Source organism: Planctomycetota bacterium (assembly GCA_039182125.1).
Taxonomy (GTDB): Bacteria; Planctomycetota; Phycisphaerae; order Tepidisphaerales; family Tepidisphaeraceae; genus JBCDCH01.
Genome location: JBCDCH010000012.1, coordinates 39,927 through 65,192, shown reverse-complemented (window position 1 = coordinate 65,192; position 25,266 = coordinate 39,927). Strand labels below are relative to the sequence as shown.

Genomic DNA, 25,266 nt, shown 5'->3' with positions numbered 1-25,266 from the left:
CAGTGGAAATATTGCAAGTTACATTAATCCACGCCGTCGCACAACCACCCATACTTCCGCTACTCCTGACGCTTATGCTCGTTTCTCCGGCTGAGATTTCGGCAACCGAAGCGATCTACCGCCAGACGCCCCAAGGACCGTTGGCGTTGAAGATCTACCAGCCACCGGATCTTGAAGACGACGATCGTCGGCCGGCGATGGTGCTGTACCACGGGAGTGGGTGGATCAAGGGCAGCATTAATCACTTCGAGCCGTACGCGCGATGGTTGGCTTCGCGCGGGATGGTTGTCGTGACGCCGGCGTATCGCATTCGTGACGAGCATGGCACCACGCCGTTCGACGCGATGGACGACGCGTTCGTTGCGTTCGCTTGGGTGCGGGACAACGCGGAGCGGTTGCACATTGATCCGGCTTGGCTTGCGGCCGGCGGGGGTTCGGCTGGCGGTGGACGACTTTCTCGTCACGCTCGAATATCTGCCGCCGATGGTGGAGGTCGAATGACCGGCCTTGCGCTGACCGCCGCGCTTCTGTCCGCCGAACCGAAGCCGCCGGATGAGCCGCCGAATGTGCTGGTCATCTTGGCCGACGATTTTGGCTGGATGGATCTGTCGATCCAGGGCAGCGAGTTCTACGAAACGCCACACATCGACGAACTCATGGCGCGCGGCACCCGGCCCGGCTGGGTTTGACGGCCCCGCGTTGGCACCACGTGGCGGTCGTGCTGGAGCAGACGCTGCTTCCCGGCCGGCTCGAACTGCGTTGGCTCGAGGCGGACACGGTAACCCGACCCGACACCAAGTACCTGACGCTTCCCGAGGTGTTCCAAGACGCCGGTTATTGCACTGGTCACTTTGGCAAATGGCACCTAAGCCACGACCCGTGCTCGCCGCTGGCCCACGGCTACGACGTGGACCGCCCGCATTGGTACGGCCCCGGACCCCGGCCGTCGTACCTTGCACTGTGGGATTTCGGCAAGGTCGGCAACGTCGGTACGGGCAAACCGAGAAAACGATCATCGTCTTCCTCAGCGACAACGGTGGCGTGCACTGGGAGCCGGCGGCCGAGTACGGCTACAGAGATCGTCCGATCACAAGCAACGCCCCGCTGCGCGGCGGCAAGGCGACGATCTACGAAGGAGGCACACGCGCCCCAATGGTGATCGTCTATCCGCCGGTCATCGCACCTGCGTCCGAAAGCGCACAATTGATCGGAAGCCTCGACGTGTTCCCAACGGTCATCGGTCTCGCGGTTTTAGAGGCAGACGTCGCGTTCGACGGACATGACTTAGGGCCGGTTTTGCGCGGTGGCGACGTCGTGGAGCCGCTGGCAGATCGGTCGATCTTTGTACATTTCCCGCACGGCTGGGGGCAGCGGTCCGGGTATCAGCCGTCGTCCAGCCTGCGCGTCGGTGATCACAAGATCATCCGTTTCTACGCCGACCTGCCCGATGGCGGTGACCGGTATGAGCTGTATGACTTGGTCGAAGACATCGGTGAAACCAACGATCTCTCGAAGAACCAGCCGGCGTTGCTAACGCTCTGCGGCCGGGTGACACGCAAGCACCTGCGTGGCAAGTTGCAGGGCGGTCGACTAATGCTTGAGTGCGTCGGTCCTGATCCGTACCTCGTGGCAACGGACGTTCCCGCCGTGGTCGGCCCACACGTGGTTGAGACTCGGCTCAAAGCGAGTGCCGGCGGTGTTGGCGATGTATACTTGGCAACTACGAATCGGCCGAACTTCAACCGCGATGCCCGCATTGGGTTCGTTTACGACGTGGACCAACGCATCCGTGTGTCGATCGACCCGAAGACGCCGCTGACCGGGCTGCGGATCGACCCGATCAATGCGACAGGCGATGTCGAGATCGACTACGTTCGGCTGCTCGATCCCGATGGCGTCTTGGTCAAGGCGTGGGAGTTTGGCGAATAGACCAAGTCGAGCGGGGCGGCACTCCACGGGTGGCAGCGCGAGTCGTAGGCGTCGCCGTTGAAGGTCTCCCACAACGTGGTTGCGTCGGCGTCGAGCATCGGTTGCCAGAGACGAACCACCTCCCGTCGCGCGAGAGATTCGAGACCGGCGTAGCGCAGGGCGAGGATCGCATACGCCCAGAAGTATGGCCCGCACCGCGCCACCTTCTCGCTCGGATCGGCAAACAGCGGCTCAAGCGCGGTTGCCGCTTCGGTCGGTGTCATCCACCCGGCCAGCGTGGCCCAGACATTAGTCTGCTGACTGATCTGATCGGAGCCCGCTCCGTCACGGAACAGTATCCCGTCGTAGAACGCCGCCCGTGCCGTCGACCGTCGACGTTCGGACCGCCGCCGTAGTGTCGATTCCTCACCCATGTCCGCCAGCGCACACTCGGCCATCGAGAGCAACGCGTTGATCGCGGTATTGGTGCCCGTGCGGTCGATGCCGGGTTCGCCCACATTGTGCCAGCCCATGCCGGCGTGATCGATGAACAGATTGCGGTGGGCCTCGCCATCGGGCAGCGCCGGGTCGTAGGTTTCCTCGCGGACTTGTCCACGGTCGAAGCTCGACAAGTCCACGCGCAGCAGGCCGTCGTTATCCAGCTGTCTTTCAAACCAGCCATAGACGTCGCATGCCGTCGGCAGCAAAGTGCGGACAGTATTGAGGTCGCCGGTGTGGGCGAGGTAGTCGCGTGTGCCGATAATGCCGAGCAGGTTGTAGTCGAGCAGCATCACCGGCGCGGCCGAGAACACGACGGTGCGGATCAGACCGTTGGCGGCGGGGCGATGGAACTGGGCACGAACCAGGCGTTTCCAGTGCGACGCGTCCCCGGTCAGACGTAGCAACCAGCGCGCGATCAAGTGGCCATCGCCGAGATACATCGCTTGTTCACGCGTTGGGCAGTCGATCAAGCTCTCCTGCACGCCCACACGAACCGTCCGAGCACAAAGCTCAACGACGCAGTCCAGATCGGCATGCCCCGACCGCGGCGGCGTCGAGAAGCGCAGTGCCAGCGTCGACGCGCGAACACCCACGCGGCGCACGTCGACCGGTCCGTCGAACTCGCGGAGCATCACCGCGAGATACCGTATGCCGGAGTAGCCAATGCCGGCGAAGTTCACGTTGCCGCCGGGAGTTTCGATGCGATTGGCGTAGCTTCCGCCTTTCATCATCAACGCGGGCCGGCCGTGGTCGTCGAGCAGTTCGGCGAAGCCGAAGTCGATGGTGCCTGGGCTGGCACTGGTCAGCTCCAGCAATGGTTCGCCAACGTGCTCGGCACCGAGGTCGTAGACCAACGCGACGTTGCCGTCGGTCGATTCGGTCGGTGTCCAGCCAGCGTCCATCAAGTCGTTGCCATAGGCGGCGGTACCATCGACGCCTGCTTTGTCGATGGTACCCGAGCCGGGTGCGAGCGGGAGAGGCGGCTTGGTCAATGCGAACGTGCCGATGTGATTGGCCCACACCGACTCGTGTCGCAGCATCGGCACCGGTCGCGACTCGGGGGGCCTGAGATACGGCGGCGGTTCGATTGGTTCCGCAGTCGACCAAGTCGTGTCGTTGAAGGTCGGTTCTTCCCAGCCGACCGGGTGAGCCGCAAGGTCCAAGTGTTCGACATGGCCGAGCAGCAACGTGCGGCGGGGAACGTCAGACCCATAGCCGGTTCGTCCAGTCGTTTTCCACGTTCCCGGCGTGGCTTCGCCGTCGACGAGTATCTCCGACCACAACCCCGGCCGACCTGTTGGCACGTAGCTCAGCGTCGATACGCCCGGCACATACACAAGGACAGTGACGACATGGTCACCGGCCGGCAGGTCGTACGTGTCATACAACAACTCGTCCGGATGATGTGGCACCGGCCCGCGGCCGAGAAACTCGCCGTTGAGCCAGACGTGGTAGACACCCTCTGCGAAAAGTCGGAATTGGCCCGGTGTTTTGAGTTTGACATGTCGGCGGAAAAGCCGAACGCGCCCGATGTCGTCATGGCCCCAGACCGGCGTCACGAGTTAGTCTTCGTCGTTCGCGGCACCGTTCCACGGGTCGAGCTGTGTGCGGCGAATGCCGTTGCCGATCGTGGCGTCGAGCGTTTCAGCGTGGCCATCGAGAAACGCGCTGTTGGTCCGGACCCCCGGGTGGGGGAAGTACATGAAGTCGGCGGCGGCGCTTGGACCGGGGTAGCTCGGATTGCCTTGCGCATCGAAGCCGTTGTACATGCCGGGGGCATACTCAAGGGGTTCACGCCCCGCCCAGTTTGCGGCGGGAAGGTCCCAGTTGGGCGGGCTGAAGTTGCTTGGTCGCAGCACGGCGTAGCCGTCGGTCATGTAGATCGTGTCGGTCGAGTCTTTGACATTGACGATGCGAACCGTCGGGCTGGGGCGATTCGCGGCATCGTCATACTTGCTGAAGACGTCGTTAACCGCGTAGGTCACGCCGGCCACCTTCTCGAACGTGCCGGGGTTGTCCTCATCGGCCGCGAGCAGGCCGAAGCCATCTCCGTTGTCGGTCGCCGGGCAGTTGAGTTTCTGCATCGACTCCGACATCCACCGGCTCTCGACGATTCGATTGCCGGCGGTGGTGAGATCGGTCGGCGCGTCCCACAGGTAGGGCGAGAGGCCGAACCACCAGCGATTGTTCTGTGGACCCACGCCGGCGGCCTGATCAGCGGCGGAGACCAATCCCCAGCCACGCACGGTCCCGTTGTTGTCGTTCGCGTACATCAGCCCGGCGAAGCCGATCTGCCGAAGACTGCTCAGACACGCGACCGACTGGGCCGAAGCACGGGCCCTGGCCAAACTCGGCAACAAGATGGCGATCAGCACCGAGATGATCGCGATGACGACCAGAAGCTCCACCAGCGTGAAGCCGGCGTCGGGGCGTACTTTTCGAGCAAACATGGGCGTCCTTCTCATCGGGGTGTGTTTGGGCGCAAGACATGGCCGGGACGGTCAGGCCCCGGCCACGGGACAAAGTCATTGAATCAGGCCCGGCGTCGACGCATGCCAAGCAAGCTGAGCCCGCCGAGCACGGTCAGCGCACTGGCAGGTTCGGGAACAACCACTGCAAGCGTGGCGGGGGTTCCCCCGGCGGTTTCGAGCGAGTCGAAGCGGAGCTGGTTGTTTGACAGACCGTTTCCGTTTCCGTTGGCCGAAGTGCCACTGTTGAGTGTCAGCAGGAAGGCCAGATCGGTATCCGTCCCATTTGTCACGCTCGAGACAAACGTGTCGAGATCCGCGCTGGCAAAGGTGATGGTCGAACCGTCGGTCAGTCCGGCCAAACTGGTGAACTCGATCGACGCCAGCTCGCGGAACGAGGTTCCCGCACCGGGATCAAGGTCGAATGTGTTGCTCTCACGGACGCGGTTGCCACCGGCGTCGATGGCGTTCAGGAGCGCATTGGTGTTGGTTACCGCGTAGCCACTGTTCGTGAAGTTGTCTTCGGCCGCGCCGTCGGCAACGCCCCAGAGACTCAGCGTCAGCGGGTTGTCGACAGACGCACCTCCGGTGGCATCTTCGATGAGCGTGAGTGAGAGGCTCGACCCGCTGCTGACACCGGTGCCGCTCTCACTCGTTAGATCGAAGTACAACACGCCGACACGGTCGAGGGTGCCGGTGGCGTTGTTCGGAGTCGAATCATCATCGATCACGCTGATGAATGGCTGCGTGTTACGGGTCTGTGTCGGCGCATTGGCGTTGAACAGGTCGCCGATCTCGACGTAGGTGTCGCCGGTCACGGTCGCCGCGTCGGTAGCACTGACGCAGAGGCTGGCGGCGACGACTGCTGCGCCGGTGATGATGGTTTGTTTCCTCATGTTTTCTCCTCGGAAAGGTGGGGCCGACCGGGATCGGCGGGATGAATGTGTTCCTCGTTATTCGCGAATCACTACGCGGAATGGGTCGGTGGCTCGATGAGCTGGGCCGATTGTGTGATGGTGACTTGGCCGGCGCCGCCATTACCGCGCATCCGCTCGGAGAGTCGGTGGACGGCCAGACGACCGAGTTGTTCAGCCCGCAGATCGAACGTGGCCGGTGTCGGGATCAGACCCGCCAGGGCGGAAGTGTCATTGTCACAGCCGATGGCCGGGTGGTCGGCCAACGTCGTCACCCCAGTGAGCCGGCAGGCGCGATCCAGTGCAGCGAGGTGCCGATCACAAGCGACGAACATCCCGGCTCGACTGGTAGGCTTGAGTCGGCTCAACTGTTTCACTGCATCGGTGGCTGGGTCGCCGCCTTTGATCTGCACGACTTGGACCGGGACGCCTAGCCGTTCGCACTCGAGGCGGAACGAAGCGCCACGCTGCTGAAAGGCAGGGTGGGGTGTGTCAAGATTCACGTAGATCGCCGAATCGCAGCCTTGGTCGACGAGGTAAGCGACGGATTCCCGGGCAATCTGCCCGTGGTCACAGCGGACACGGTCGCCCCAGTCCAACGGACCGTGGGACCCGATCCACACGATCGGCTTGCCACGCAGCGAGTCGATCATGCCCTTTTCCAGAAAGCCGAGCGCGAGAAGCCCGTCGGCACGATCGACCACCTGACCCACGTTCTCCGCGTCGGCGAAGGAGACGGTTAGGTCCAGGCCGAGCGCGTCGAGTTCAGTGCCGATGCCCTGCATGATGCCCAAGGCGACGGGGTTGTTGTAACCCTCACGTCGCGGCCAAACCATCGAGACGCGACCGGTGAACACACCGTCGGCACTGCGTGGACGACGGCCGGGCCGGCTCTCAACCGGGCGGGGCGTGTATCCAATCTGCGCCATTGCTTGCCGGACCGCTTTGACCGTCTTCGGGCTCACCGACGGTCGATTGTTGATGACGTTGGAGACCGTGGCGTGCGATACCCCGGCGACTTTGGCGACCTCTGTGATGGACATGCGTTGCGACCTCCTTCGGGTCAACGTAACACGACCGCGAATATTGTCAATGACAACATTGAAAACTATTCACTCGGTCGCCGGGCGGCTGGTCGGCATGGGTCGTGGCGGGTGGTCATCGAACCAGACGTCGTCGAGGTAGAGCGTCTGGTCGCCGGCCTGCTGCTTGCGGTATAGGCCGAAGCGGACATCCATCGCGTCTAGTGACTCGAAACCGATCGACTCGTCGACGCCGGGGGCGTTGCCGATGTCGACCGTGGCGTCGACGGTTTGCTGCCCGTCGAGCCAGACGCGGAAGTGGCCGTCGATGTCGTCCTGGCTGTGCGAGAGCATGACGTTGAAGGTCAGTTCGTGCCACCTGCCCGGCTCGAGGTTGCCGAGGGTGAACTGCTCGCGCCGGCCGTCGCTCTTTGCCACGGCCGCGAGCTGGAACTTCACGGCCTCGTCAGCGGCGACGGGCTTGAAACCCACCGCCAGTGGGATGCCCCAGCCGGCCAACCTAGCCGTTTCAACGTTGTGAGGCTGCCAGAGTTGATGCACATGAACCCACCGGCCACCCGGCCGAGCCGGCGCACTGTTGGGGTCAATGAAGATCTTCAAGCCATACCAGCGGTCCTGGCCAAAGCGGAATGGTTCGCGACCAAGATTGGGGTCACCTTTGCCGTGTTTGAGCCGTAGTTCGACACGGTCGCGATCCTTGCCGTTGCTGCCGAGGGTGGTGAGCTTGAGCGAGGTGTTCCCGCTTACGGCCTGTTCGGTCGAGAGTTGTGGCTCGACGCTCTGCCCCATCGCCGGCATGTCGAAGCGCTGGCCGCCCTCAACGTAGAAGTGGTACCTTGCCGTACCGCCGCCCTGGACGGCATTCAACTCCAATGACGCGTCGGCATCGAAGTCGAGATGAATGGGCGTAAATCCCTCGTCGGGACGGGTCGCCGGGCCGGTCGTCGGCTGTGTGGCGAGGCTTTGCGCCGCAAGGATCGCGACGATGCACATCGGAGCAATGGCCATCCGACAAATGTAAATGAAAAAACGTTATTGTCAATGACAAAGCTCGACAGGCGGCGGATCTGCGGTAGGTTGTCGTTGCGCCGGAGGAGGATCTGGCGACACGTTGGCCGGTTTGATTAGAGGTCGTTCATGTTCCGCAGAGTCTTGCCGCTGCTCAAACTGATGCTTACGCCGATCATGGCGGTGCTCGGAGTGGCGGTGTTGGTCTGGGGGCTCTCGTTTCTGTTTGCATGGGGCTCGTCTGGGGCGCGTGTTGCCGCGCTGCCAGCGGTCGAATCGATCGAGCCGGGGGTGTTGGTGGTGGAGGCGGACATTGCATTGTCCGAGAAGGAACCCTCTCTTCTGGAACCGTTGGTGTCCGACGGGATCTTGCCACCGTTGACGGAGCGCGTGCCGCGGACGCCATTGGTGTTGCGCGGCGTGGATGGGATCGGCCAATACGGCGGGACGTTGCTGCGGTTGGCCACAGGCGAGGGCGATGTCGGCATCATTGGCAACCGCCTGTCCATGGCGACGCCGATGCGGTTCAGCCCGACCGGTGACCCGCTCGTTCCGCACCTCGCCCGAAAGTTGGACGTCTCCGACGATGGTCGCTCCTTCGTCCTGCATCTGCGCCCCGGACACCGCTGGTCGGACGGGACTCCGTTCACCACGGCCGACGCGATGTACTGGTGGGAACACGAGGTCGGCGACCCGGCGGTGATCGGCCAGCCGCCGGACTGGCTGATGCACCTCGGGGAGCCGGCGACGTTGGAGGCTCTCGACGAGTATCGACTGCGCATCACGTTCGCCAAGCCCAACGGCTTGTTCCCGCAGCGATTGGCGAGCATCTTTGCCTACGACCTGTTCGGATCACCAGCCCATTACCTTCGACAGTTTCACCCGACACTCGGCGACGAAACGGCCATCGCCGGTGCCCAGCAGCGGACCCGCCAGCCCAGTCCCGCCACGACCTACAAATCGCTCAAACGATGGGACAACCCCGATCACCCGCGGCTCTGGCCGTGGATCTATCGCTCGCCAAGTACCGGAGCGCCGCATGTGTTCGTGCGCAATCCGTTTTACTTCGCGGTCGACATGGAGGGTCGGCAGTTGCCGTATGTGGATCGGGTGCAGTTCGACGTTCGTTCCGGAGGACTACTGGCACTCGCAGCGAGCAACGGACGAGTAAGCATGCAGGCCCGGCATCTGCGGTTCGACACGATCACCGACTTGATGACCCAGCGTGAGGCCGGCGGTTTTCAGGTGTACTCCTGGGTCAGTGGGGCGGGGTCGGCCTGGGTGCTTAACCCGAATCTGAACCGGGCCGTGTCGAAAGACGATCCGGCCTCGGCGGCGAAGGCAGCGTTGCTGGGCGAGGCGAAGTTTCGACAGGCGTTGTCGTTGGCCATCGACCGGGACCGGATCGTCGACGCCGAGTATGCGGGTCAGGCCCAGCCGGCTCAGATTGCTCCGCCGGTCGATGCCGGGTTCGACGTCGATGAACTGCGCAATGCGTCTACCGATCACGACCCGATTCGTGCCGCAAAGCTGTTGGATGAACTCGGTTTCGTTCGCCGCGATGGCGACGGGTGGCGGCAGCTGGACGGTCGAACGCTCACATTCTTCATCGACTACACCTCGTTCACGGGTCCCGGACCGGTGCAGTTCGTCGTGGACGATTGGGCGAAGATCGGAGTGCGTGCGATCCCGCGTGAAAGAGCCCGCGCACTTTTCATGATGGGGCGGGACGCAGGCAGCAGCGACTTCATGGCCTGGACCGGCGAGAGCGACTTTCGGCCTTTACTGAGTCCGCGGCACTTCGTACCGGTCGGGACGGCAAGCTTTTGGGCGGTTGGCTGGGGCCAGTGGTACGAGGCTGGTGGGCTTCGCGGTGAGGCGGACGGTGTCGGCATCAAGCCGCCAACCGGCCATCCGGTCCGTGAAGCAATGCGGTTCTATGACGAGGCATTGGCCGAATCTGATCCGGCGGCCCGCGTTGAACACTTCAACAAGATCGCCGCCATCGCTGCGGAGAATCTCTGGACAATCAACATCGCGACGGCCCCGCCTCAGCCGGCGGTGGTCGATGTCGACTTGCGAAACGTCCCGCGGGTGGCGGTGGACAGCGTCTACCTCGGCACACCGGGCAACGCCGGGTTGGAGACGTGGTACTTCGAGTCGAGACGCGACACCCCGGGCGCGATTGCCGCCGCGCGGGACTCGCTAATCAACGTCGCCGTCGCGTCCGGATCGACGCCGACAGGTAGTGCCGACGACACCTCCTGGGTCCTCCGCGGATTCGTCGGCATCGGCCTGATCGGCTTGCTCTACGCGGCGATCCGTTATCCGTTCATCGGCAAAAGACTGCTCATCATGGTGCCGACGCTCGCGGTCTTGTCGGTGGTGATTTACACGATCATTCAGCTCCCTCCCGGCAACTTCCTCGTCACGCAGCTGGCCCAACTCGAGGCCAGCGGCGACCCGACCGCACAGCGTCAGATTGAAGAGCTCCGGGGCTTGCACCACTTGGATGACCCGGTGTGGCAGCGGTACTGCCGTTGGGTAGGGCTGACATGGTTCACGAGTTTCGATGCTGCCGATGCGGGGCTGCTGCAGGGCGACCTCGGCCGGAGCATGGAGACGGGTTGGCCGGTGAACGACATGATCGGTGATCGGTTGCTGCTCACCGTCGCCATCGCGCTCGGCACCATCCTGATGACGTGGCTCATCGCGATCCCGGTCGGCGTGTTCAGCGCGGTCCGGCAGTACACGATCACCGACTACGTCGTCACGATCGTCAGTTTTCTGGGCATGTGCGTGCCGCCGTTCCTGCTGGCGTTGGTGCTGATGGCGTTGGTCGGGGCAAGTGGCTTGTTCAGCGCGGAGTACGCCGCCCAGCCGGAGTGGGATGCGGCGAAGGTGTGGGACCTGGCCAAGCACATCTGGATCCCGATCGTCGTGCTCGGCCTCGGCGGGACCGGCGGGATGATCCGTGTCATGCGGGCCAACATGCTCGACGAGCTGAAGAAGCCGTACGTCACCACCGCCCGCGCCAAGGGCGTCCGGCCAACCAAGCTCGTCTGGAAGTACCCACTGCGGCTCGCGATCAACCCCTTCGTCTCGCGGGTCGGCGTGCTGTTTCCGCAGTTGATTAGCGGCGGAGCGATCGTGGCGATCGTGCTGAGTCTGCCGACGATCGGACCGATGTTGCTGGGCGCACTGCTCAACCAAGACACGAGCCTCGCGGGGTCGCTGCTGATGTTGCTTTCGCTGCTCGGCATCGTCGGAACCTTGGTGAGCGACCTGCTGTTGCTGGCGCTGGACCCGCGGATTCGCTTCGACGGGGGAAGCCGGTGATGGAAGCGCCCGCCAAGACGATCACGAATTCCGACCCAGCGGTGCTGTCGCCGCGCCGCCTGTTCGTGCGGCGGTTCTTCCGCCACAAGCTCGCGGTCGCCTCGGTCGGCGTGCTGTCGGTGCTCTACCTCGTCGCGATCTTCGCCGAGTTCGTCAGCGTTAATGACCCCAACGCCTACCACATCGACTACGCCTACGCACCGCCGACGCCGATCACTTGGTCGTGGTCGGACGGCCTGCATGCGACGGCGCTTGTGAAACACGTCGACCCGGTCACGCTGCAACGGACGTATCAAGCAGATGCCGAATCAACGCTGCCAGTAAGGTTGTTGGTGGCTTCGGAGCCGTACTACCTTGCGGGATTTATTCCGATGAAGCACCGCCTGCTCGGTACGTCGTCCGACGCGCCGCTGCTGGTACTCGGTGCGGACAAGTACGGTCGCGATGTCTTCAGCCGCATCGTCGTTGGGTCTCGTATCAGCCTGAGCATTGGCTTGGTCGGCGTTGCTTTGACGTTCGTGCTGGGCATCAGCATCGGCGGACTCTCCGGCTATGCCGGGGGACGGATCGACACCTTCATCCAACGCGTCATCGAAATCGTCAGCGCGTTGCCGCAGTTGCCGCTTTGGCTGGCGTTGGCGGCGGTGTTTCCGCCGGAGTGGTCGAGCGTGAGCGTGTTCTTCGCGATTACCGTGGCGTTGTCGCTGCTCAACTGGCCGCCGCTGGCGCGGGTGGTGCGCGGCAAGATCCTCGCGCTTCGGGAAGAGGACTACGCCGTGGCCGCGCGGCTGCTGGGCATGAGCCATTGCCGCGTGTTGTTCCGCCATCTGATCCCCGGTTTCACCTCCCACCTGATTGTTGCGGTCACATTGACGATTCCGGTGATGATCCTCGGTGAGACTTCGCTGTCGTTTCTCGGGCTCGGCCTGCGGCCGCCGGTGGTTTCCTGGGGCGTGATGTTGCAGGATTGCTTGGACGTGAAGGCGGTGCGGTTCTATCCGTGGCTGCTTTCGCCGGTGGTGTTCATCGTGCTGGCGGTGCTCGCGTTCAACTTCCTGGGCGACGGCATCCGCGACGCCGCCGACCCGCACGGGGAGGGGGCGTGATGAACGAAAATGCTCTCGAAGTACGGGATCTGCGCGTGTCCTTCACCTCGGCCACCGGCGTGACCGAGGCGGTGCGTGGCGTGAGCTTCGACCTCCCGCGGGGAAAGACGCTCGCCCTGGTCGGCGAGTCCGGTAGCGGAAAGAGCGTCACGAGTTACAGCCTGATGCGTTTGATCCAATCGCCCGGTCGCATCGTCGGTGGCAGCATCACGTTGTTCCCGAAGGACGCTCCGCCGATTGACATCACGGCGCTGCGTGAGAAGGACCCGCTGATCTACGACGTCCGCGGCGGACGGATCGGCATGATCTTCCAGGAGCCGATGACCGCGCTCTCACCGGTGCACACGGTCGGCAGCCAGCTGGTCGAAGCGCTGCGACTGCACAAGAAGATCGGTCGCCGAGCCGCTTGGGACCGCTGCATTGAGATGCTCGCGCAGGTCGGCATGCCCGACCCGGACGAACGGATGAAGGCGTACCCGTTCGAACTGTCCGGCGGCATGCGACAGCGCGTGGTCATTGCGATGGCGCTGGCAGCACGGCCCGAAGTCATTATCGCCGACGAGCCCACCACCGCGCTCGACGTGACCGTTCAGGCCCAAATCCTCGAGTTGCTCAACGGGCTGCAGGAGCAAAACGGAACGAGCGTGCTGTTCATTACCCACGATCTCGGCGTCGTCGCGCAGGTTGCTGACGAAGTCTCCGTCATGCGGCAGGGTGAGATCGTCGAGCGCGGCAACGTGCGGCAGGTGATCCTCCACCCGCAACACGACTACACCCGCAAGCTCATCGACAGCATCCCCCGGCTCGACACACCAACCGCGAGGGTCGCGTCATGAAGCCGATGCTCGAAGTCCGCGGTCTGAGCAAAGTCTTCCGCACCGCGCTGCCCGGCTGGCGGCGGCGGTTCAAGGAGTTCGTCGCCGTTGACTCGGCCGATCTCGACATTGCTGCCGGCGAAACGCTCGGCATCGTCGGCGAGTCCGGCAGTGGCAAGACGACCCTCGCCCGTTGCATCCTCCGCGCGCTGCAACCGACCGCCGGACAAGTCATCTTCCGCGATGGCGACGCGGAGCATCGCCTCGACCAAATCGATGACACCAGGCTCATCCCGCTGCGCCGCCGGATGCAGATGATCTTCCAGGACCCGTACTCGTCGCTGAACCCGCGGATGACAGTGCAGGAGCTGATCACCGAGCCATTGCTGGTGCATCGGGTTTGCGGAAAGGCCGAGCGCCGGGACCGGGCCGCGGCGATGCTTGAGCGGGTCGGTCTGCCAACCTCCGCGTTGCTGCGGTATCCCCACGCTTTCTCAGGCGGTCAACGTCAGCGCATCGGCATCGCCCGCGCTCTGATCCTCAGCCCGGCGCTCGTCGTCGCGGATGAGTCGGTCAGCGCGCTGGACGTGACAGTGCAGGCGCAGGTGCTGGACCTGCTCGCGGAGTTGCAGGCGGAGATGGGGCTGACGTATCTCTTCGTGTCGCACGACCTGTCGGTGGTGCGGCAGGTGTGCGACCGGCTGATCGTGATGCACCGCGGACGGATCGTCGAGGCGGGGCGGGCCGAGGACATCTTCCGCGAGCCGCGTCATCCGTACACCCGGGTGCTGCTCTCGGCGGTGCCGAACCCTGACCCCGACCGCAAACTGACGCCGCTGCGCGTCGAGGACCTTTCCGACGACGCGTTGCGGCCGCTGCCGGACGTTGTTGAACGTGCCACCCTGACCGGAGCTTCCGCATGAAATGTTGGTTTCTGATTGCGTTGCTGTTGTCGCCATCGGCGGCGTTGGCGGACCTCGTGCTGGGGACGCCGTTCGGCGACCACATGGTCGTGCAGCATGACAAGCCGGTGCACGTCTGGGGCTGGGACGAACCGGGGCAGGTCGTGCGGCTGTACCTCGGCGGCGCATCGGCTCGTGCGATCTGCGGCGACGACGGGAAGTTCGAGGCGGAACTGCCGGCACCCGCGCTCGGTATCGAACACGAACTCGCGGCCGAGGGAACGACGGCAGTGCGGCTTTCGAACGTGGTGGCGGGAGACGTGTGGTTCTGCGCGGGGCAGAGCAACATGAACTTTCCGCTGTTCAAGTCGGCCGAGTGGCCAGCGGTCGAGGCGGGGGCGACGGTGCCCGGTGTGCGGATGTTCAACATCAAGCAGGCGACCGCCGCCGAGCCGCAAGCGACCGGCATGGGTGAGTGGGTGGTGGCTGATCCGGCGCTGATCAAGCATCGCTCCGCCGTCGCGTATCACTTTGCCGTGACGCTGCACGAGGCAACCGGTCGACCGGTCGGCATCGTGCAAGCGGCCTACGGCGGAACGATGATCGAAGCTTGGCTCCCCGCCGACGCGATCGACGCCTCCCCGGCCGGACCGCAGGTCCGCGCGTGGTGGAAGCGGTGGATGCAGATCAACGAGCCCAAACTCGCCGAGAGCAAGACGATCCGCAGTCGGCGCAAGCGATTCGAGCCGTCGGGCATCTACCACGCGATGCAACATCCGTTTGAGCCGCTGAGCATTGCGGGCGTGTTGTGGTACCAGGGCGAGAGCAACGCGCTGATGCCGGCGCGGTACGCGGATCTGTTCCCGTCAATCGTCGACGCGTGGCGATCGAACTTTCGCGATGAGGCGTTGCCAGTGGTGACGACGCAACTACCGAACTTCGAGCCGCCCAAAGACGACTGGGCGATGTTCCGTGAGGTGCAGCGAAACCTTGCCGATGAATTGGCAGGGGTAGGCATGGCCGTGGCGATCGATCTCGGCGATCCGGATGACATTCACCCGACGAACAAGCGAACGCTTGGCCGTCGGCTTGCCGACGTGGCGCTGGCGCGGGCCTACGACACCGACCGGCCGCTGTCGCCACGACCGATCACGGCGCGTCGAGAAGGCGGTGCGATCATCATCGACTTCGAGCATATCGGCGAGGGTCTTGAACTCCGCGGATGTGGTGCGTTTGAGATCATCGATAGCGAAGGCCAGGTCCATGTCGTCGATGCGACGCTTCGTGACAACACGGTTCGGGTCGCCTTCAACGGCGAAGCCGCGACCGTCCGGTACGCGTATGCAAACAACCCGACGCCGACGCTCTTCAACAAGACCGGCTTACCTGCGGTGCCGTTTGTGATGGAGGTGCAACGATGAGATGGACGTGTGCGATGCTGGTCGTGCTGTTGTTCTCGACGGTGACGCGAGGAGATGAGTTTCACGTCACGCTGCGTCTCGATGAGCCATTGCAAGCGGGCGAGTTGGAAACGGCGCGTCACACGCTGGCCGAGCGACCGGGGGTGGGGCGGGCGGTCTTGCGGTACGATCGTCGGCACTTGGTCGTCGAGTGGCAGTGGGCCGAGGGAGTGGCCGGCCCGCCGTCGTTGGTGATGCTCCCGGTGCTACCGGCCGATGAGCCGGTGACGTTCGCGTGGTCTTGGGACGCCGAAGAGGGCAGCATTCACATGCGCGTCGGCGGCGTGCTGGTTCACGGCGGGGATACCGACGCCTGGAAAGCCGTGACAGCGGATGGAGCGGACGTGGTTGGCGATTTACCTGATGGTTGGTCCGCGACCTTGGAACCGTCACCCGCCGGGTCACAGCTGCGCGGCATTCTCGGTGTCGAACAGCCACCGGTTCCGGACCTGACCCACCGACTCGGCGAGGTGCTTTACGCCAACAGCTTGGACCAAACGCCCGGAGATTGGGTGATCGAAGGGCCGCTAAAGCTGAACGCGGCCGACGGTGAACTACTCATCGAGTCCACCAAGCCCGACGCCCAGCGGCCCGATCACGGCCACGGCACCATTTGGCTCCCGCCGACTCTGCCCGGCACCTATGTCGTCGACTGGACCTTCACCCTCCGAAGCGAAACCGGCCTCGCGATCATCTTCTTCGACGCCCGCCCCCGTCTTGTCGGCATCACCGATCTGATGGACCCGCGCCTGCCGCAGCGCGACGGGACTTTCAACGACTACACCGCGGGCCCGTTGGACTCGATGCACGTCTCCTACTTCGCCCAACCGCCGCACGAACCGGGTCGCGGGATGCTGAACCTGCGCGAGAACTCTGGCCTGATCCTGCGGGCGATTGCGCCCGCCTTCCCGATCGGCGATGCACCGGTTCGCATGCGGCTGATCCGCGACCGGGACGCGATGTGGCTTCTTGCCGACGAGCGCGTGGTGATGTCTGCATCGCTCGGCGATCCGACCGGCGGACGCTTCGGCTTGCGGCAAATGCAATGGACCCGTGCCCGCTACGACGACCTGACCATCACCGAGCTACGCCCATGAACCGCCAACGCGTCTGCTTTACACTCAACGTCCGCCCCGACAGAGTTGGCGCCTATCGCGCTGCCCACACCGAGGTGTGGCAGGAGATGCGCGACGCACTGAGCCGCCACGGCTGGCACAATTACACGCTTTTCCTGCGCGACGACGGGCTGCTCATCGGCTACGTCGAGACGCCGGACTTCGCCGCGGCCGTCGCGGGCATGCAGGACGAGGCGATCAACGCCCGCTGGCAGGCGGCGATGATCGACTACTTCGAACCACTGGACGAGGGTGCGGCGGACAAGGCGATGACGCCGCTCACAGAGGTGTTTCACCTTGACTGACTGGGCTAAGAGCCGGTGGATCGGTGGACACGCGTCGGTCGAGAACGACGGTGTTTATGATGCGGGCGAGGTTGGCCGTTGGCTGTGTGTGGAGCCGGGCGAGGGCGAGGTCGTGCGGCTGGTGCGGCGATTCACGCTGCCGCCGGGCGTGATCGTCGTAGACGGTCGCGTTGTCATTGCGGTAAGTGACACGTCCGCCGGGCAAGTGGAATGGAAAGCGAACACTCACGGCTTGCCGCGCTTTGGCTACCAGACTTCGCCGGGCGGTCTGCCGAGCGTCGAGGGGGAGGCGGCGACGTTCTTGGGCCCGGGCGAGAATGTGATTTGGCTCGAGGCCCGAAAGCCGGTCGCGGGCGAGGGATTGCCCGGTGCCGAGCCGGTGCACGACTTCATGGCGACGCCAGGGCCGTTCGAGGTCGCGTGCGGACTGGACCTTTGGTTGAGCAACGGCGAGCGGTTGCTTATTGGCACGGATGCAGAGTGGCATGCAGACATCGTGGATACGGCCGCGCATCCGCTGTCGACCGGGGCGTTGCCGGAGCTGGAAGCGGACGGTCCGTTACCGAACGGGCATGGCATGGCGGTCGTCGGTGAATTCGCGCGTCCGCCGCGGTGTTATCCGAAGACGCGGCCGGTCGTGCGCCTGAGAAAGCACGTCAACGTGGAGAAACCGGTTCGCTCGATGACGTTGCACTACGCCGCGCTCGGCTGGGCGCGGCCGATGCTCGACGGGTTCACCGAATCGCTTCCGACGCTCGATCCGCCGCCGAGCAACTACAAGCGGCGGGCTTACTCGACGACGCTGGACCTGACGCAGTGGTGGCAGAGTCGATCGGAGGGGCCATTCGTATTGGGGTTCGAACTGGCCGACGGCTGGTATGGTCAGGACCGAGCGTGGTGGCCGATGATCCGGCCGTGGCATGGGCCGCCACGTCTTCGCGCTGTGCTGGAGATTGTCCACACCGATGGCACGAAACGCCGCGTCTGCAGCGATGAATCGTGGCAGGCTGCCACCAGTCCGATCACACGCAGCAACGTCTACGCCGGTGAGGACTTCGACGGTCGACACGACAACCAGCTCCACGACTGGTCGGCGGTGAAGGTGAGTGCGGAGGACGTGGCTGTCGAGCCCAGCCCGATCCCCCCATGCCGCAAGGTTGCGACCGTCCGTAGCGTCGGTCGGACCGAACCGTATCCCGGCGTGTTCGTCTACGACTTTGGTGTGAATCTCGTGGGCCGTGTGAGTGTGGCGATGAACGACTTGGCGCTCGTCGGCCGGACGCTGCTGCTGCGTCACGCCGAGACGCTGCACGCGGACGGTCGCGTCGATGACCTCTCCACTGGCGTCCGCGCCACACGCGTCGCACAGCTCGACCGCTTCACCGTCACTCGTCCGGACTGCCACGAAGCGGCCTTCACCTATCACGGCTTTCGCTACGTCCAGCTCAGCGGCCTCGACGATGCCGACGGCGTCGAGCTCATCGCCCACGTCATCCACAACGACCTCACGTTCGTCGGCGACTTCGCTTGCAGCGCGGACGGTCTGAACGACCTGTTCATCGCGAGCCGACGCAGCTACCTTGGCAACGCCCACGGACTGCTGACCGACTGCCCGCATCGCGAACGCTGCGCCTGGCACGCGGACTTGGAGATCGCCTGCGACTTCGGCCTGCTCAACTACGACGCGGCGGCGATGTACGAGAAGAGCCTGACCGACACGCTCGACACGCTGCAGCCGGACGGGACGCCGTTCTGCATCTCGGTCGGCCGGCGGCTGCACCCACCGGTCGATGATCTCGGCTGGCAGTCGTTGGTGGGTCAAGTGCCCCTGCGGTTGTGGCGGTACCGGGGGGACAGTCGGCCGGCCCGACGTTGCTGGCCGACGCTGCGGCGGGTGCTGGATCAGGCTTTGGAGAAGCTCGATGACGGCGTCATGCCGCCGGCCGCGTGGGGTGATCATGCGGCTCTGGAAGTGCACGACGATGGCGAGCCGATCCCTGTTTGTGACAAGTCGGTGTACCAGACGCTGGTGCTGATCGACCTGCTGGACGCGGCGATCCGGCTCGGTGGAATACTGGATGATCCGCATGGCTATGAAGCGACTCGGGTCGAAGTCGCCGCTTCTTACCAACGTCGCTTCGGCGACTATCACCATCCGACTGCCGACGCCGCGGCGTTGCAGCTCGGGCTGACCGAGGACGCCGGGCCACTGCGGCGCGGGATCGCCGAACAGCGCGGACTGAATGTCGGCGGCTTCTTTGGCCACCGCCGGATCGCAGACGCGATGCTCCGCCATGCGCCCGCCGAGGAGGCTGTCGCGATGTTGGTGAATGACCGCTTCCCGAGTTTGCTTTGGTCGCTGAAGCACGATGGCGCCACCACGCTCTACGAATACCTGGTCCCACCCGGAAGCATGGCACACCGCGAACGCTCGCGGAACCATCCACCGCTCGCGTCGATCTGCGAAACGTTCTGGCATTGCATCGCTGGTATTGATCCGCACCCGGGCGCAGTGGGCTTGGACCGCCTGCTCATGCGGCCGCATGGCGTTGGCCCGATCACATGGACACGGGCGCACCACGACGGTCCCCGCGGTCGGATCGAGAGCAGCTGGCGACTTACCGACAACCGATTGCATTGGACCATCACGCTACCAACGGGCACTGTCGCCGATGTTTCTACCCCGGCCGGCTTCGACTTCTCCGTCACGCAGCTCGCAGCCGGTACTCACCACATCACCACCAACCGCTCATGAACATCGTCTACCTGCACAGCCACGACACCGGTCGCTGGATCGAACCGTACGGTCATCCGCATCCGACGCCCAACTTCACACGACTCGCCACCGACGGCGTCCTGTTCGAAGACGCACACACGCCGAGCCCGACGTGCTCGCCGAGTCGTGCGTGCCTACTGACCGGCCAGATGCCGCGCAAGAACGGAATGATCGGTCTGGCCCACCGCGGCGCGCGACTGCGCGACCCGAGTCGACACCTTGCGAGTCTGCTACGCGATCTTGGCTACGCAACCGCATTGTCCGGTGTACAGCATGAGTTCAAGGGCACGGCCGAGGCGGACATGCCCTACGACGAGGTGCTGGCCGAACCTGGTGTGGACGACGTTGCCGACGCCGACCCGGCGATCGCCGATGCGGCATCGGACTACCTTCGGCGTGAACACGACAAGCCGTTCTTCCTCGCGTGCGGCCTCTTCACGACCCACCGCACCGCGGGACGGACCGACCAGCGATTCAACGCCGAAGCCTCGCCGCTTGGCAATCCGGTGGACGTGATCGTGCCGCCAGACCTTCCGGATCTGCCCGAAGTGCGACAGGACATCGCCGACTACAACGTCGCGCTGGATCGGTTGGATGAATGCGTGGGCCGGGTCTTGGACGCGGTTGACTTTGAGAGCACGCTTCTGATTTGCACCACTGATCACGGCGTGCCGTTCCCGAACTACAAGAGTCGACTTACGCCGGGGGGGACCGGGGTGTTGCTCATGTTGCGTGGGCCCGGGATCGGAGGCGGTCGGCGGACCGGCGCGACGGTCACGCACTTGGACGTGGTACCGACCGTGTTGCATCTGCTCGGGCAAGAGATGCCGGACGATCTCGACGGCCGTTCGCTGTTGCCGCTGTTGCGTGGGGAGGTGGATCGTCTGCACGATGCGACATTCGGTGAGGTGAACTTCCACGCGGCGGCCGAGCCGATGCGGTCGGTACGGGTCGGTGACTACCTGTACATCCGTCACTTCGGCAAGTTGGCGCGTCGCGTCCTGCCCAACTGTGATCCCGGGCCAACTCGTCAGGCGATGATCGAACGTGGTTGGGCAGACAACCCACCGCCGGCGGAGTCGCTGTACGACCTGGTTAACGATCCATACTGCCTGCGCAATGTCCTTAATGACGAGAGTTTCGAGTCCGTCGCGGCAGACTTCCGTGAACGATTGGCTGCACGGATGGCACGCACAAACGACCCGTTGCGTCACGGAGGCGATTTGCCGTTGCCCGACGATCTCGTGCTCACGCCGATGGAAGCGACGTACCCGGCGGACACCCGCAAAGTCTGAACTTGCCAATTTAGCCGAGACGGCGCACAAGGAGATCGCGTCGATGACGGACTGTGCTCTTGTCAAACTGTCCGGTGTCGTTGGCGGGATCATCGCGGTGGCTTCACCGTCGCGATGAGTACAAGCACCACCGTCCGGATGTGCTGCGGGAGGCTCGGCCACGCCACGGCAGTCTTGGCAAGGTCAGCATCCGACGCGACCTGTTTGACACAGAATCTGTCACAAGTCTCGTACTCATATTCGGTTGTGCCGTCATCGGAACGGATTGCAAATCCGTGATTCGTGGGTTCGAATCCCACTCCGGCCTTGACCCTATCCTCGCCGTTTCCCACCTCGGGAAGCGGCGTTTTTGTTGAGTTAACGTGTTGCGAGCTTGGGATCGAGTTTCAGCGGACGGCCGATGTCCGTTGGGGCTCGGCGGATGGCGACGAGTTCGGCGGCGATGCTGATGGCAATTTCTTCAGGCGTGATCGCTCCGATGCTCAGCCCGATCGGGGCGTGGACCTTGGCGAGCGTGTCGGCGTCGACGCCGTTGCCGTGGAGTTGTCGCAGAATGGTGAGGATCTTCCGCTTCGAACCGATGAGTCCGACGTACTTGGCGGGTTTGTCGACGACTGCGGCGAGGGCGTCGGCGTCGTGGCGATGGCCGCGGGTGACGATGACGACGAACGTGTTGGCGTGAATCGGCAGGCCTCGCAGTTCGCACTCGATGTCGCCGACGATGCGTGTGGCGTCGGGAAAGCGTTGCTCACTTGCACAGCCCGGGCGGTCGTCGACGACGGTGACGTCGAAGCCGGCAGGCCCCGCGATCGCGGCGAGGGCTTGCCCGACGTGCCCGGCCCCTGCGATCACCAAGCTCGGTCTTGGCTCGAACGTGTGCTCGGCGTCGACCACCGTCAGGGTTGCCGGCTCGGCGCGCTTCACCGCCTCCGCAACACTGCGAAACACCGCTGCTTCCGTCACCGTTTCCACCGCGATTCGCATCGTTCCGCCGCAGACCAGCCCGTCGTCCCAGCCGCTGCCGACGTCGCCGTCGAGCTTGAACTCCAGCGTCTTGCTCTCGCGGCGGTGCATGAGTTCCTGGGCCCGCGTGCGGACCTCGGCCTCGACGCAGCCACCGCCGAGCGTGCCGAGCGTCTGGCCGCTTTCGAGCACGAGCATCAACGCCCCGGCCTTCTGCGGCGTGCTGCCCCGCGTCGACGCGACCATGCAGACGCCGACGACCTCACCCGCCGCCGTCCGTGTTACGATCTCGTCCAAAAGCTCCAACACGCTCGCATCCTACTTCAACCCTCCGCCTTCCCACTTCAAACTTCGCCGCACGCTCGTTACCGTGCCTGGTCCATGCGTCCGATCGAATCACTTGTGTATGCTCGAACCCGTGTCGGGCGTCGGTACGCGCTAATGCCGTTGGAAGGGTTTCCGCCGTCACGGTTGCCGGGGTTTCCCGAGGCGGTAGTGCGGGTGCTCGCATCGCCGGCGCTTGGGGCGGAGTTTGTCCAGTACCTGATCGACATGCCGGCCGGGACGAGCGGACGCTTCGCCGACGAGCCGGGCATCGAGACGTTCTACTACGCCATGGCCGGCAGCGGCGACCTCCGCCCTGGCAGTTTCGGCCTCATCGGCCCGGATACGCCGGTCGAGTTCGAGGCCGAAATCGACACACAGTTGCTCGTCCTCCGCAAACGTTACGAACCCGCGCCCAACATCGAACCCTTCGCCGCGCTCGCCGGCCATGTCGACGACGTCGAGAAGACCGTCTGGGAAGGCAACCCCGACGCGCTGCTGCAGGAGCTCATCCCGCCCGACTTCGCCTTCGACATGGCGATGAACATCTTCACCTTCTCCCCCGGCCACGGCCTGCCCATTGTCGAAACCCACGTCATGGAGCACGGCCTCTACCTCCTCGACGGCAAAGGCATGTACTACCTCGACGGCGACTGGATGGAAGTTGAACAGCACGACTACATCTACATGGCCCCGTTCTGCCCGCAAAGCTACTACGCCACCGGCCCAACGCCGACGCGGTACCTGTACTACAAAAACGTAAATCGGGAAGTCCGACTTCTGTACCGTTGACCGTATCACCCCGAGGGAACGATGGAGCTCTCGATATTGGTCACGATGAGTTGGTGATAACCATCAACTTCAAGGCCGGAGGCTTCGATAAGAACGCCCTCGAGCAGCATTGCTCTACCCTTTGTGATAGCACCGTCTCCCTTGATGCGCACAAGAGCACCAAGAAAAGTGATGGTTTGATCGGAAGGCCAAGTCGGGCGGCCAATTGCGACCCCGACGTTGCGGCACTTCGCGACCTCGGTAACCAGGATTTGCTTGCACTGCATGTTCACTCCGTTCGGGGAATGGAGGCGGTGTGCTCAACGGTAGAGAATTGCCCCGCTTGCTGGAAGCAAAATCGCGTTGCATTGTGCACAATCCCCAAGATTAGCGCCGTCCACATTCTTCTTGTTCCCCGAGTTGGCTGAGACTAATCTGAGGAAATGTCGCTACTGACGCCTTCAGGGCCAATCCATGCGCCCAACATCGCCCCGAAAACACCTGCAGAAGCCTACGCCCGGTACCTCAAGAGGAGCATTTTTGAAGGGCATTGGCGTTGTGGAAGCCCGTTGTCTGAAGCCGCACTGCTTGAAAAGCTGCTGAAAAAGCACTATCGAACGCAACTTCGAGCAGATCTCGACAGGCTCCCACCTGAACGGGGGCGTCGATCTGCCGACGAGTTTTCCAGACGGCCACTTCGCGAGGCTTTGACTATTTTGTCCGGCCGTCGCTTAATCGAGCGCAGCAGTGGCGGTAGCGCAAGACCGCGGCGGCTGACTTCGAAAGACAGAGAGCAGATATTTGATGCGCGACGCATGATCGAGCCTAACCGGGCGAAGAAAGCGGCCTTCGCGTGCCGCTCATCACCGATCGCCCGACAACGCATGGAGGAGGTCTGGTCTTGTCTAGATTTTGCCCTAGACGGCCCGGGCGGCGCTGGCAGCTACATCGAAGTTGACATCGCGTTTCATACCGAGATTGCTCGCCTCTCGTCCGAAGTGCTTGCCTTACTGGTGGAAATCACCCTTGAGCAGACGGTTGTTGGTGGACGACGGGCATCGGAAGTAACGACTTATCTTCGGCAGCAGCATCAGACGAAAGACCGAGGTGCGGGAATCCACGCAGAACACCAGGCAATCTATCAAGCCATCGTAGATGGTGACGAAGCACGAGCCGAGGCCGAGATGGAACGCCACCTTGATGCGGCAGAGGATCAAAACAAAGAAGTCGCATTCCTCTTGGACCTTTGAGCGAGCAGCTATGCTAGAAAAAATCTACCGAGACGACGACGTCGACCTTTCCGTGCTCGATGGCAAGACCGTGGCCGTGCTCGGCTACGGGATTCAGGGCAAAGCGCAGGCCGCCAACGCGAAGGACTCCGGCTGCAACGTCATCATCGGCACGACCGGTTCGCGTGATGCGGCGACGGCCGACGGGTTCACCGCCATGCCGATCTCCGACGCGGTTCGGCACGCCGACGTGATTCTCATCGAGCTGGCCGACCCGGTGCAGCCGAAGGTGTACGAGGCCGAGATCAAGCCGCACCTCAAGTCCGGGCAAACGCTCTGCTTCTGCCACGGTTTCTCCGTGCTCTACGGCCAGATCACGCCGCCGACGGACGTGAACGTCGTGCTGTTCGTCCCCAACGCGCCCGGCAAGTTCGTCCGCCAGAAGTACCTCGACGGCGAGGGCGTCTACGGCTGCGTGTCGGTTGATCAGGACTACACCGGCGACGCGCTGCCGATCGTCCTCGCGGTCAGCAAGGCCGTCGGCTCCACCCGCGCCGGCGTCGTCGAGATGACCTTCCAGCACGAGACCGAGGGCGACAACTTTGAGGAGCAAATCCTCTACGGCGGCACCATCGCGCTCATGCGGGCGTGCTTCGACACCATGGTCGACGCCGGCTACCCGCCGAGCTTCGCCTACGCCAAGGCCATCCGCTCGATCCGCAGCGTCATCGACGTCATGGACGAGGCCGGCATCGAGGAGTATCTCACCAACGGCTGCAGTCGCACCGCCGAGTTCGCCATCCGCACGCGCGGCCCGCGCGTGATCAACGAGGAGGAGATCAAGAAGATCTTCGACGAGACCGAAGCCGGCGTGTTCGCGCGGGACTGGATGCAGGAGTGGGCGTTGGGCATGCCGCAGTTGCACCGCCTGCGCCGGACACACGCGGAGAGCACGATGGAGAAGACCGGCGAGAAGTGGCGCGAGCAGTTCGGAAAGTGAACCCTCTTGTCATCCTTCGCTGCG

Annotated in this window: 21 protein-coding genes; 14 read left to right on the top strand and 7 right to left on the bottom strand. The window is 63.9% G+C overall.

From position 1 onward, the window contains the following. The first annotated feature begins 74 nt into the window (after positions 1 to 74). Entirely contained in the window at positions 75 to 689 is a 615-nt protein-coding gene (locus AAGD32_05000) for an alpha/beta hydrolase fold domain-containing protein (protein ID MEM8873598.1), read from the top strand. A 271-nt stretch (positions 690 to 960) separates the two neighbouring features. Then, positions 961 to 1,929, top strand: coding sequence for a sulfatase/phosphatase domain-containing protein (locus AAGD32_04995; protein ID MEM8873597.1), 969 nt, complete (start codon positions 961 to 963; stop codon positions 1,927 to 1,929). Here the strand turns inward: AAGD32_04995 and AAGD32_04990 are convergent. The 5 genes from AAGD32_04990 to AAGD32_04970 all read right to left on the bottom strand — a co-directional run bounded on the left by AAGD32_04990 (position 1,869) and on the right by AAGD32_04970 (position 7,842). Then, the gene (locus AAGD32_04990) at positions 1,869 to 3,968 is read right to left on the bottom strand and encodes a hypothetical protein (protein MEM8873596.1); all 2,100 of its coding nucleotides are present in this window, start codon (positions 3,966 to 3,968) and stop codon (positions 1,869 to 1,871) included. The two genes, AAGD32_04995 and AAGD32_04990, sit on opposite strands and share 61 nt — an antisense overlap. A 3-nt stretch (positions 3,969 to 3,971) precedes the next feature. After that, the gene (locus AAGD32_04985; GenBank protein MEM8873595.1) at positions 3,972 to 4,859 is read right to left on the bottom strand and encodes a type II secretion system protein; all 888 of its coding nucleotides are present in this window, start codon (positions 4,857 to 4,859) and stop codon (positions 3,972 to 3,974) included. An 83-nt stretch (positions 4,860 to 4,942) separates the two neighbouring features. After that, complete coding sequence (locus AAGD32_04980) at positions 4,943 to 5,773, bottom strand: hypothetical protein (GenBank protein MEM8873594.1); 831 nt, start codon at positions 5,771 to 5,773, stop codon at positions 4,943 to 4,945. A gap of 71 nt (positions 5,774 to 5,844) precedes the next feature. Further along, positions 5,845 to 6,858 carry a LacI family DNA-binding transcriptional regulator gene (locus AAGD32_04975; protein ID MEM8873593.1) on the bottom strand — a complete coding sequence of 338 codons (1,014 nt, stop codon included), beginning with the start codon at positions 6,856 to 6,858 and terminating at the stop codon, positions 5,845 to 5,847. 45 nt (positions 6,859 to 6,903) lie between these two features. Continuing rightward, on the bottom strand, positions 6,904 to 7,842 hold the full coding sequence (locus tag AAGD32_04970) for a heparin lyase I family protein (GenBank protein ID MEM8873592.1): 939 nt from the start codon (positions 7,840 to 7,842) through the stop codon (positions 6,904 to 6,906). 129 nt (positions 7,843 to 7,971) lie between these two features. On the opposite strand from AAGD32_04970, the gene AAGD32_04965 reads away from it, so the two are divergent. The 9 genes from AAGD32_04965 to AAGD32_04925 are packed head-to-tail and all read left to right on the top strand — an operon-like array spanning position 7,972 to position 20,955. Beyond that, the gene (locus AAGD32_04965; GenBank protein MEM8873591.1) at positions 7,972 to 11,181 is read left to right on the top strand and encodes an ABC transporter substrate-binding protein; all 3,210 of its coding nucleotides are present in this window, start codon (positions 7,972 to 7,974) and stop codon (positions 11,179 to 11,181) included. After that, the gene (locus AAGD32_04960) at positions 11,181 to 12,287 is read left to right on the top strand and encodes an ABC transporter permease (GenBank protein MEM8873590.1); all 1,107 of its coding nucleotides are present in this window, start codon (positions 11,181 to 11,183) and stop codon (positions 12,285 to 12,287) included. The genes AAGD32_04965 and AAGD32_04960 overlap by 1 nt, the downstream gene beginning before the upstream one ends. Continuing rightward, positions 12,287 to 13,123, top strand: coding sequence for an ABC transporter ATP-binding protein (locus AAGD32_04955; protein ID MEM8873589.1), 837 nt, complete (start codon positions 12,287 to 12,289; stop codon positions 13,121 to 13,123). The genes AAGD32_04960 and AAGD32_04955 overlap by 1 nt, the downstream gene beginning before the upstream one ends. Beyond that, positions 13,120 to 14,025 (top strand): ATP-binding cassette domain-containing protein, encoded by a 906-nt coding sequence (locus AAGD32_04950; GenBank protein ID MEM8873588.1) that lies wholly within the window; start codon positions 13,120 to 13,122, stop codon positions 14,023 to 14,025. The genes AAGD32_04955 and AAGD32_04950 overlap by 4 nt, the downstream gene beginning before the upstream one ends. Further along, positions 14,022 to 15,425: a sialate O-acetylesterase gene (locus AAGD32_04945; protein ID MEM8873587.1), complete on the top strand. Its 1,404-nt coding sequence runs from the start codon at positions 14,022 to 14,024 to the stop codon at positions 15,423 to 15,425. The genes AAGD32_04950 and AAGD32_04945 overlap by 4 nt, the downstream gene beginning before the upstream one ends. Beyond that, complete coding sequence (locus tag AAGD32_04940; GenBank protein MEM8873586.1) at positions 15,422 to 16,561, top strand: DUF1961 family protein; 1,140 nt, start codon at positions 15,422 to 15,424, stop codon at positions 16,559 to 16,561. The genes AAGD32_04945 and AAGD32_04940 overlap by 4 nt, the downstream gene beginning before the upstream one ends. Next, positions 16,558 to 16,884 carry an L-rhamnose mutarotase gene (locus AAGD32_04935; GenBank protein ID MEM8873585.1) on the top strand — a complete coding sequence of 109 codons (327 nt, stop codon included), beginning with the start codon at positions 16,558 to 16,560 and terminating at the stop codon, positions 16,882 to 16,884. Before AAGD32_04940 ends, AAGD32_04935 begins: the two co-directional genes overlap by 4 nt. Continuing rightward, a complete protein-coding gene (locus AAGD32_04930; GenBank protein ID MEM8873584.1) occupies positions 16,877 to 19,639 on the top strand; it encodes a family 78 glycoside hydrolase catalytic domain in 2,763 nt (920 codons plus the stop codon). The genes AAGD32_04935 and AAGD32_04930 overlap by 8 nt, the downstream gene beginning before the upstream one ends. Then, a complete protein-coding gene (locus tag AAGD32_04925; GenBank protein MEM8873583.1) occupies positions 19,636 to 20,955 on the top strand; it encodes a sulfatase in 1,320 nt (439 codons plus the stop codon). The genes AAGD32_04930 and AAGD32_04925 overlap by 4 nt, the downstream gene beginning before the upstream one ends. A 357-nt stretch (positions 20,956 to 21,312) precedes the next feature. On the opposite strand, the gene AAGD32_04920 is transcribed toward AAGD32_04925, so the two are convergent. After that, complete coding sequence (locus tag AAGD32_04920; protein ID MEM8873582.1) at positions 21,313 to 22,227, bottom strand: XdhC family protein; 915 nt, start codon at positions 22,225 to 22,227, stop codon at positions 21,313 to 21,315. 72 nt (positions 22,228 to 22,299) lie between these two features. Here AAGD32_04920 and allE point away from each other — a divergent pair, with 72 nt between their 5' ends. Continuing rightward, positions 22,300 to 23,034, top strand: a complete 735-nt coding sequence (gene allE, locus AAGD32_04915; protein ID MEM8873581.1) for a (S)-ureidoglycine aminohydrolase — start codon at positions 22,300 to 22,302, stop codon at positions 23,032 to 23,034. A gap of 5 nt (positions 23,035 to 23,039) precedes the next feature. Here the strand turns inward: allE and AAGD32_04910 are convergent, their stop codons facing one another. Next, positions 23,040 to 23,300: a hypothetical protein gene (locus tag AAGD32_04910; GenBank protein MEM8873580.1), complete on the bottom strand. Its 261-nt coding sequence runs from the start codon at positions 23,298 to 23,300 to the stop codon at positions 23,040 to 23,042. Positions 23,301 to 23,456: 156 nt separating this feature from the next. Here AAGD32_04910 and AAGD32_04905 point away from each other — a divergent pair, with 156 nt between their 5' ends. Further along, entirely contained in the window at positions 23,457 to 24,263 is an 807-nt protein-coding gene (locus AAGD32_04905) for a GntR family transcriptional regulator (GenBank protein ID MEM8873579.1), read from the top strand. Between the two features lie 10 nt (positions 24,264 to 24,273). Next, positions 24,274 to 25,242, top strand: coding sequence for a ketol-acid reductoisomerase (ilvC, locus tag AAGD32_04900; GenBank protein ID MEM8873578.1), 969 nt, complete (start codon positions 24,274 to 24,276; stop codon positions 25,240 to 25,242). Positions 25,243 to 25,266: the final 24 nt, after the last annotated feature.